The 9,232-nt window shown below is 50.3% G+C and carries 8 protein-coding genes; 7 read left to right on the top strand and 1 reads right to left on the bottom strand.

Going from position 1 to position 9,232, the window contains the following annotated elements:
• The 5 genes from ABYW01_RS07370 to glyS all read left to right on the top strand — a co-directional run.
• A partial coding sequence (locus tag ABYW01_RS07370; RefSeq protein WP_372831841.1) for an MMPL family transporter occupies nucleotides 1-407 on the top strand: 407 nt, incomplete at its 5' end.
• The gene (locus tag ABYW01_RS07365) at nucleotides 382-1,179 is read left to right on the top strand and encodes an outer membrane lipoprotein-sorting protein (protein ID WP_372831840.1); all 798 of its coding nucleotides are present in this window, start codon (nucleotides 382-384) and stop codon (nucleotides 1,177-1,179) included. The genes ABYW01_RS07370 and ABYW01_RS07365, both read left to right, overlap by 26 nt.
• Nucleotides 1,180-1,182: 3 nt before the next feature.
• Nucleotides 1,183-2,391, top strand: a complete 1,209-nt coding sequence (locus tag ABYW01_RS07360) for a hypothetical protein (protein WP_372831839.1) — start codon at nucleotides 1,183-1,185, stop codon at nucleotides 2,389-2,391.
• 193 nt (nucleotides 2,392-2,584) lie between these two features.
• Complete coding sequence (gene glyQ, locus ABYW01_RS07355) at nucleotides 2,585-3,556, top strand: glycine--tRNA ligase subunit alpha (RefSeq protein ID WP_372831838.1); 972 nt, start codon at nucleotides 2,585-2,587, stop codon at nucleotides 3,554-3,556.
• Entirely contained in the window at nucleotides 3,556-5,634 is a 2,079-nt protein-coding gene (gene glyS / locus ABYW01_RS07350; protein WP_372831837.1) for a glycine--tRNA ligase subunit beta, read from the top strand. The genes glyQ and glyS overlap by 1 nt, the downstream gene beginning before the upstream one ends.
• Before the next feature lie 171 nt (nucleotides 5,635-5,805).
• On the opposite strand, the gene lysA is transcribed toward glyS, so the two are convergent.
• Nucleotides 5,806-7,095 carry a diaminopimelate decarboxylase gene (gene lysA / locus ABYW01_RS07345; RefSeq protein WP_372831836.1) on the bottom strand — a complete coding sequence of 430 codons (1,290 nt, stop codon included), beginning with the start codon at nucleotides 7,093-7,095 and terminating at the stop codon, nucleotides 5,806-5,808.
• Between the two features lie 208 nt (nucleotides 7,096-7,303).
• Between lysA and ABYW01_RS07340 the strand changes: the two genes are divergently transcribed.
• Both ABYW01_RS07340 and ABYW01_RS07335 read left to right on the top strand, forming a co-directional pair.
• Entirely contained in the window at nucleotides 7,304-7,723 is a 420-nt protein-coding gene (locus ABYW01_RS07340; protein WP_372831835.1) for an Lrp/AsnC family transcriptional regulator, read from the top strand.
• A gap of 698 nt (nucleotides 7,724-8,421) precedes the next feature.
• The coding region (locus ABYW01_RS07335) for a DNA cytosine methyltransferase (protein WP_372831834.1) at nucleotides 8,422-9,232 on the top strand (811 nt) is incomplete at its 3' end.

Below are 9,232 nucleotides of genomic sequence, written 5' to 3'. Positions count from 1 at the left end.
TGTCTGACGTTGCCGGTATGACACTGGGTTTTGTGGTGGATGACACCGTCCATTTCCTCAGCAAATATCTGTACGCACGCCGTGAACGCGGTAAAGACAGTCAAGATGCGGTCCGTTACGCATTTGCGAGCGTTGGTCGAGCTCTGTGGGTCACCACACTGGTGTTGGTCGCTGGCTTTATGGTACTGGCGCAATCCAGCTTCAAGCTCAATGCGGACATGGGCCTGCTGACAGCACTGACGATTTTGATCGCACTGATTGTCGACTTCCTGTTCTTGCCACCGCTGTTGATGAAGCTCGATAACAGCGACAAAGTTACCGACACCACCGAAGACAACGATGCTGACTCTAGCAACAATATTGAAAACAAAGGAGATACCCATGAACCTGCTAATCAACCCGCTTAAGTCAGTTTTGATCGCGGCGCTGGTCTCTGCCCCGATGGTGGCACTGGCCGAAACGCCGGAAGAGAAGGGCATGGCGATCTCTGTTGAATCGAAGAAACGTGACCTTGGCTGGCAGGATATGCAGGCCGAAATGAACATGGTCCTGCGTAATAAACAGGGCCAGGAGAGCATCCGCGAAATCCGTATGAAGTCATTGGAAATCAATGATGATGGAGACAAAAGCTTGTCGGTGTTCGACAAACCTCGCGATGTGAAAGGCACCGCATTCCTGAGTTTCTCTCACCCGGTGGGTGCTGATGACCAGTGGCTGTATCTGCCTGCGCTGAAACGTGTAAAGCGTATTGCCTCACGTAATAAGTCCGGCCCGTTTATGGGGTCTGAATTTGCCTACGAGGACCTGTCTTCGTTTGAGGTCGAGAAATACAGCTACAAATACCTGCGTGATGAAGCGTGCGAAGGCGGCACCTGTTTTGTCGTTGAACAGTACCCGGTTGATAAAAACTCTGGCTATACCCGTCGTCTGGTCTGGCTGGATCAATCTGAATACCGCGTCTGGAAAATTGATTTCTTCGACCGCAAAAACTCACCACTGAAAACACTGACTTATCATGATTACCAGCAGTATCTGGGTAAACACTGGCGTGCCGATCTGATGAAAATGGTCAACCACCAGACCGGTAAAAGCACCGACCTGAGCTGGAAAAGCTACCAGTTCAAAACCGGATTATCAGACAAAGACTTCAACAAGAACTCACTGAAACGAGCACGTTAAGTCATGCGTAAACCCTCAACGCTTTTCAAAACAGGACTCACCGCGGGGCTGCTCGCAGCTCTGCCGGTGCAGGCCGAAACCTACTTTGAAGCGTCCGGCAAAGTCGCTGCAGAGCTACGTGGTTTTACTCAGGATGCTCAGTTTTCCGGGCAGGATCACGACTCCAATCTGTCCTTCTACGTTGAGCCCGAGCTTTTTTGGGAGTGGAATGATGGTGACGACAGCCTGACCTTTGCCCCTTATCTGCGCGTAGACGAGAACGACAGCGAACGGACACACGCTGATATTCGTGAACTAAGTTGGGTTCATGTGGGCGAAGAGTGGGAACTACGCACCGGTATCCGCAAGGTCTTTTGGGGTGTCACCGAGTTTCAGCATCTGGTCGACGTGATCAACCAAACTGACGGTGTCGATGACTTCGACGGTGAGGACAAGCTGGGGCAACCCATGGTCAATCTATCCCTGGTAAGAGACTGGGGTATCGTTGACCTGTTCCTGCTCCCTGGTTTTCGTGAGCGAACCTTCACCGGTACAGAGGGGCGTTTACGCGGCGGACTGGTTGTTGATACCGACAGCGCTGAATATGAATCCAGCGCCGAGGAGAAACACCTGGATACCGCCATCCGTTGGAGCCATACCTTGGGCGATTTCGATCTGGGTGCATATTGGTTCCACGGGACCAACCGTGATCCTGAGTTGAGTGTTCGTACCCAGTCGGGCAACACCGTTCTGGTGCCTCGTTATGTGCAGATGGATCAGTTGGGTTTTGATCTGCAAGCGACCATCGACAGCTGGCTGTGGAAGGTCGAAACCATCTGGCGCGATACTGAGAAAGAGGACTACTTCGCGGCACAGGCTGGTTTTGAATATACCTTCTATGGCATTCAGGACAGCAGCGCCGATCTCGGTGTTCTGCTTGAATATGGCTGGGATGAAAGGGGAGAGGATGCCAGTTCTAACGTCCAGAACGATCTGTTCTTTGGTGGCCGAATCACCCTCAACGATGCATCCAGTACCGAACTCTTAGCCGGCATTGGCCATGATCTGGACTTTGACAGCCAGAGTCTGATCATCGAAGCCAGCCGTCGCTACGGCGACAATTGGAAGGTTAGCATCGACGGACGGTTTTTCAGTGCCGAAGATTCCAGAGACCTTGCTTCGGCTTTGGACAAGGATGACCACCTGCAATTCACCGTCGAGCGTTACTTTTAAGTTTCCTATCGCACTGACAAAGCCGCCCCAATTCGGGCGGCTTTTTTAATGTTCCACGTGAAACATTTCACATTTACCCTTCATTTAATGCACAACTTCTACCTTTCGCCCAGTCACACCTGCACCTGACTACACTGCGTACACCTATTTTGGTGTATAATTTCCGCCTTATTTTCGGGCCAAATTTATAGTTATGGTGAATTACGTGACTGACCAGGTTACCTCAGACGTAAGTACATTTCAGGGGTTGATTCTCGCCCTGCAAGAATATTGGGCAGAACACGGCTGTGTAATCGTTCAGCCGCTGGACATGGAAGTGGGCGCAGGGACATTCCATCCTGCCACCTTCCTGCGCTCTATCGGACCAGAAAGCTGGAACTCTGCCTACGTGCAGCCAAGCCGTCGTCCAACCGATGGCCGTTACGGCGAGAACCCTAACCGTCTGCAACACTACTACCAGTTTCAGGTTGTGATGAAGCCGTCACCGGCTAACCTGCAGGAACTTTACCTGGGCTCTTTGGAGCGTATGGGTGTTGATCTGAATGTTCACGACGTTCGCTTCGTAGAAGACAACTGGGAATCACCAACGCTGGGCGCTTGGGGCCTAGGCTGGGAAGTGTGGCTGAACGGTATGGAAGTGACACAGTTCACTTACTTCCAACAGGCGGGTGGTCTGGAATGTTACCCGGTAACCGGTGAGATCACCTACGGTCTTGAACGTATTGCAATGTACTTGCAGAACGTTGATAGCGTTTACGATCTGATCTGGACCAAAGCACCCGACGGCACTGTTGTGACCTACGGCGACGTGTTCCACCAGAACGAAGTAGAGCAGTCCACCTACAACTTCGAACACGCTGATGTCCCGATGCTGTTCCGCAACTTTGACCACTATGAGTCTGAGTGTGAGAAACTGCTGGCACTGGAAACCCCTCTGCCACTGCCTGCTTACGAACAGGTACTGAAAGCGTCCCATACCTTTAACCTGCTGGATGCACGTCACGCGATCTCTGTGACCGAGCGTCAGCGTTATATCCTGCGCGTACGCACACTGGCCCGTAAAGTTGCACACGCTTATTTTGATGCCCGTAAAGCCCTCGGCTTCCCGCTTGCGACTGAAGCGTTGCGCCAGGAAGTAATGGCTGCAAGCGAGGAGAAAAAGTAATGGCTACACAAGATTTTCTGTTCGAGCTTGGCACCGAAGAGTTACCACCTAAAGCACTGAAAAACCTGTCTAAGGCACTGGAAGCTGATGCGCTTGCAGGCATCAAAGACGTGCTGGGTAAAGACGCGGCGGCACTGCTGAAAGATTCGACTATCAAAAGCTATGCGGCACCAAGACGTCTAGCGCTGCTGATCGAAAACCTCGTGACCGAAGTGCCTGCCAGTGAATTCCTGATGCAGGGCCCACCATCACGTATCGCATATGATGGTGAAGGTAATCCAAGCAAAGCGCTGGAAGGCTTCGCGCGTAAATGTGGAACCGACGTATCTTCTCTGGAAGAGATCGACGGCAAAATGTGTTTCCGCCAGCAGACTGAAGCCAAGCCGCTGCAACATGAACTCGCGTCCGTTATGCAAAACGCACTCAACAAACTTCCTGTGCCTAAGCGTATGCGCTGGGGTGCATCACGTATTGAGTTCGTCCGCCCGGTTCAGTGGCTGGTGATGATTTTCGGCGACGAAGTGATCGATTGCGAAATGCTGGGTGTTAAGTCCGGTCGCAAAACACGCGGTCACCGTTTCCACTACAACAATCAAATCGAGCTGATGACGGCAGCAGAATATGCTGACACGCTGAAAGAAACCGGCAAAGTGGTTGCCGACTATGACAGCCGTCTTGAAGATATTCGCGCCCAGGTAATTAAAGAAGGTGAGAAGCTCGGTGGGGTTGCACAGATCGATGAAGACCTGCTGCACGAAGTAACCGCACTGAATGAATGGCCGGTGGCCTTGACCGGTCGTTTTGAAGAGCGCTTCCTGGACGTGCCAGCTCAGGCACTGATCTCCTCCATGAAGGAGCACCAGAAGTACTTCCACCATGAAGACAAAGACGGCAACCTGATGCCGAACTTCACCACCATCTGCAACATCGTGTCTAAAGATCCGCAGCAGGTGATCGAAGGAAACGAAAAGGTTATTCGCCCACGCCTGTCCGATGCAGCGTTCTTCTTTGAAACAGACAAGAAGAAGTCACTGGAATCACGCATTGACGACCTGAAGACCATCGTCTTCCAGAAAGACCTGGGAACCTTGCACGCGAAGGCTGAGCGTATCGCGACTATCGCACAGCGTATTGCGACAGACCTTGGCAACAACACTGAGCAGGCAGCCCGCGCTGCGATGCTGGCCAAGACCGATCTGATGTCCGACATGGTGTACGAATTCACCGACCTACAGGGTCTGATGGGTTATCACTATGCGCTGCACGACGGTGAAGACAACGACGTTGCGCTGGCGATGAACGAACAGTACATGCCTCGCTTCGCGGGTGATGAGCTGCCGGAATCTGCCGCAGGTATCGCAGTAGCGATCGCTGACCGCCTAGACACGCTGACCGGCCTGTTCGGCATCAATCAGCCACCGACCGGTTCCAAAGATCCGTTCGCACTGCGCCGTGCCGCTCTGGGTGTGCTGCGTATTATGGTCGAGCGTAACCTGGATCTGGACCTGCGTGAGCTGATCGCTGTAGCAGCAGACAGCCATGGAGACCTGCCAGCGCGAGACGGACTGGAAGACAAAGTTCTGGACTTCATGCTGGATCGCTTCCGCGCATGGTACGAAGACGAAGGTATCTCCGTCGATGTATTCCTGGCGGTACTGGCGGTTAAGCCGACCAAACCACTGGACTTCGATACCCGCGTTAAAGCAGTTAATCACTTCCGTTCTCTGACCGAAGCCGAAGCACTGGCAGCCGCCAATAAACGTGTTTCCAACATCCTTAACAAACAGGGTGGTGCAGTATCCGGATCGGTTGATAACGACCTGCTGCAAGACGACGCTGAGAAAGTACTGGCAACCGAACTGGCTGTTCTTTCAGAACGCATCCAGCCACTGTTCGACACCGGCGATTATCAAGCAGCCCTTGAGGTGCTTGCAGGACTACGGGGTAGTGTTGACCGATTCTTCGATGAAGTAATGGTCATGGCTGACGACGAAGCTGTACGCAACAATCGTCTGGTTCTGCTAAGTAACCTGCGTAGCTTGTTCCTGGGCGTAGCGGACATCTCTGTCCTGAGCTAATCACCCTGCCAAACCTATCTACATCTAAAAGCCGGGTTCATTGACCCGGCTTTTTTGTATCTGTACCGTCCCGTCCAGAAATATGTTTCACGTGAAACATCTCAAAAACTTGCCTTTTAAGAAGCCGAGAAAGAGGCAACACTGCTTAAGCAAACCAAAGTCGCTCCCGTATCAATCACCCAATCCGTCCAATGCGTCTGCCTGTGATTCGTATTCAAGCAACATAGACGGCGTCACTGCCTGCCTGATCAAGCGAACTTCTGACCCGCTCACAAGCACCTCTGGAATGATGCTACGACTGTTATACGCAGAACTCATCACCGCACAATACGCGCCTGTGCAGAGAAACGCGACCCTGTCTCCTGCGGCCAGCTCTGCATCCATCGGATAGTCTCGCGCAAAGGTATCGGTGGATTCACAGACCGGTCCCACGACATCATAGCGACGTACGGCATTCGACAGATTCGGCTGTAGGGGAACAATTGGGTGATCGGCCTGATAAAGCGCCGGGCGCATCAGGTCATTCATCGCGGCATCAAGAATCACAAAAGGGCAGGGATCAGCTTCTTTTACGTAACTGACTTCAGACACCAGAATACCGGCATCACCCACCAGTGACCGACCCGGCTCAACACACACACGTCCTTCAAACCCAGCAACACTTGTTGCAATCGTCTGCGCGATGACCTCAAAATCCAAGCTCTGATCGTCGCCGTAATTGATACCAAAACCACCACCCAGGTCGAGCACCTCAACCTTATGCCCGTCAGCTTCAATCACCTCGACAAGCTCCAGTAGCTTATGGATCGCATTTTTATACGGTTCCACCGAACAGATCTGAGAGCCAATATGCATAGCCAAACCCGTTATATGCAGATGCGGATGATCGGCATACCTTTGATACAGAGGTGCAACCTGCTCCATGCTCAAACCGAACTTATTGCCTTTGCTACCGGTGGTGATGTGCCTGTGGGTGTCCACAGACACATCCGGATTCACACGTAATGCGACAGACACCGGCCGACTAAGCTGCTCTGACAGCGAGGCTAACAGCGCCAACTCTTCCCGAGATTCGACGTTAATCTGACCCACACCGGACTCAATCGCCGTACACAACTCTTGTCTGGTTTTGCCGACGCCAGAGAAAATCATCCGCTCTGGCGCAAAGCCGGCAGTGTGTGCGCGTAAGATTTCCCCCCCGGAAACCAGATCAACACCCAACCCGGCTTGCTGCACCAAGCGCAGAATACTCAGGTTACTATTGGCCTTCATCGCATAGTGAATGGCAATGTCAAAACGCTGGAAAGCCGCCTGGCAACAATGGATATTCTGAAGGAATTTAGCTTCTGAATAACAATAGAAGGGTGTGCCGATACGATCAGCGATCATTGAAAGCGGTAGCGATTCAATGTGTAATTGATGGTCTTGATAATGAATATGATCACCGAGTGGCACGGTCATTTTCTAATCCTCTGAAGCGGTATAATTGACAGAATGCATGGCATATCGACAGAATTAGCTTACCGGCTTCAGGGGCTCCCTACTGCTGCCATATCCACCATACAACCCGACATAGCGACGGGATTTTGGTCAATCTGATGGCTACACAAACGTATCGTCGGAACGAACGTTAATAGCCCCAAACACCATTAGGAAAATAAAGATCTCAATGGACAAATTTGATCGTGAAATCCTCAACCTGCTGACACAAAATGCGCGTCAGTCGGTGACGGCTATCGGAGAGGTGATAGGCCTGTCCCGTACCGCCGTGAATGAACGTATCAGAAAGCTGGAAGATCTGGGTGTCATTCAGCGTTACACGATTGAGGTAGGTGATCAGGCACAGCAGCAAAAAGTCTGCGCTTATTTTGAAATGACCTTCAGACCCTTCAACCTGAAAGCGGTGAAGGAAAGTATTCAGACCATCAGTGAGATTCGTCAGGCACACGCACTCAGCGGCGCGACGGACGTACTGGTCTATGTCGAAGCCCGCTCAATGGAGCGCCTGATGCAGGTGCGCCAGCAGCTCGCTGAACTCGAACACCTCGACAAAATCGTTACATCCACGGCACTGGAGCAGATGGCTTAACCCAGTTGCCTTAGTCGCACATGCTCCAGCATCAGTACTGGCCAAACCCAAGGATAAAAATGTCACTTACAGTAAGACTATTCAAAATCATGCCTTACGCAGATTTCAAACATAAGCGTAATCGAAAAACAATTTAGTACCACAATAACCAAGCTATATACGCCATGTAGCAGGGTGATATTTCCGCTCAGAATACCCCATGCACAAGCAAACATGCCCTTTTTCTAATGCAGCGTTAGTACTGCTCGAATGAACCCAGAAAGCGTTCCTAAAATAGAATTCAATACTGACATTACTTTACTCCTGCTTAGACAAAATATTAGTGTAATCATCTACACAGAAGTAATCGTCGCGCTAAGCATCGAAAAAAGAAGCACGGCTTAACAAGACACCTATCAAGTCAGTAAATCGCAATGCACCAATGGAAAGGCTTCTCTGAAACCTGAAAACAGAGTGGCAACCAACAATCGGTTACGCTTTATTGGCATATGCCAAGAGAGATATTGGTGAATACCTAAGGGACAAGGCCTCATCAATATAACAATGGCCGACCGCCTGCAAAGGCAGCAGAAAATTCAAACTGCTGTCCGAGATTAGTTGTCCACTACAATAAGCCTTACCAGCTATATAACGAACATCTACAAGTTATAGTGAAAGCTTGCCTAATATGAGATTATTAAAGATCTAATGGCAAAGTCTTGTTAACGGAATGGCAAAAGCAATATATGAATCACCGTCCTAAGATAATCGATCTGTTCTGCGGCTGCGGTGGCTTTGGGCTCGGAGCTGAACTGGCAGGATTTGACACCCTCGCTGCAGTGGATATCGATCAAACCTTACAATCAGCTTACAAATTCAACTTCCCTAACACCCATGTGATTAATGGTGATCTATCGCTTCTAGACAAGGACGCATGGAAGCTAATTACACATAATCAAGAAATTGATGGCGTAATAGGTGGTCCTCCATGCCAAGGATTTAGCCGTATGGGCTCTGGCAATGTGAATGATCCTCGCAGATCATTGCTTGCCCACTTTTTTAGAAATATTAACATTCTCCAACCCAAATTCTTTGTGATGGAAAATGTCGAAGGTTTACTTGATCAAAAGAACATCCAAGGGTTGCATGAAGCAATAGATAGCGTTGATTCAAGGTATACCGTACTTGAACCAATAGTTATCGATGCTTCTCTATATGGAGCACCCACAAAGCGCTTACGCGTTATCGTTGTAGGATATGACCCTAAGTTCATTGAGCCTTTGTCCAACAGGGACTTTCAAGTAAGCAATGCCCAAATCACAACTGTCAAAGACGCTATAGTAGACATTCCTAGTCCTCTACAAATGAGCAGTTCAAAGAATGACTTAGGTTGGAAGTCATACAGAGAAATAAAAAATCTCTCTAATTACGCAAAGTTGATGAGAGCTGTACCAATTCAAAATATTGGAAATACCGAAGCAAAAGAAATGCTTCTGGAAGGCTTAACTTCTGGTCATTTCCAAACCTCAC

The sequence above is a fragment of the Pontibacterium sp. genome, from assembly GCF_041587635.1.
Classification (GTDB): Bacteria; Pseudomonadota; Gammaproteobacteria; order Pseudomonadales; family Balneatricaceae; genus Pontibacterium.
The sequence above is the reverse complement of the archived record's forward strand: the minus strand, read 5'-3'. Positions and strand labels throughout refer to the sequence as shown.

What these genes read in the sequence shown, in the direction of transcription:
- ABYW01_RS07360 (WP_372831839.1), top strand. Translation starts at nt 1,183, where the DNA reads ATGCGTAAACCCTCAACGCTTTTCAAAACAGGACTCACCGCGGGGCTG.
- glyS (WP_372831837.1), top strand. Translation starts at nt 3,556, where the DNA reads ATGGCTACACAAGATTTTCTGTTCGAGCTTGGCACCGAAGAGTTACCA.
- ABYW01_RS07365 (WP_372831840.1), top strand. Translation starts at nt 382, where the DNA reads ATGAACCTGCTAATCAACCCGCTTAAGTCAGTTTTGATCGCGGCGCTG.
- glyQ (WP_372831838.1), top strand. Translation starts at nt 2,585, where the DNA reads ATGGTGAATTACGTGACTGACCAGGTTACCTCAGACGTAAGTACATTT.
- ABYW01_RS07340 (WP_372831835.1), top strand. Translation starts at nt 7,304, where the DNA reads ATGGACAAATTTGATCGTGAAATCCTCAACCTGCTGACACAAAATGCG.
- lysA (WP_372831836.1), bottom strand. Translation starts at nt 7,095, where the DNA reads ATGACCGTGCCACTCGGTGATCATATTCATTATCAAGACCATCAATTA.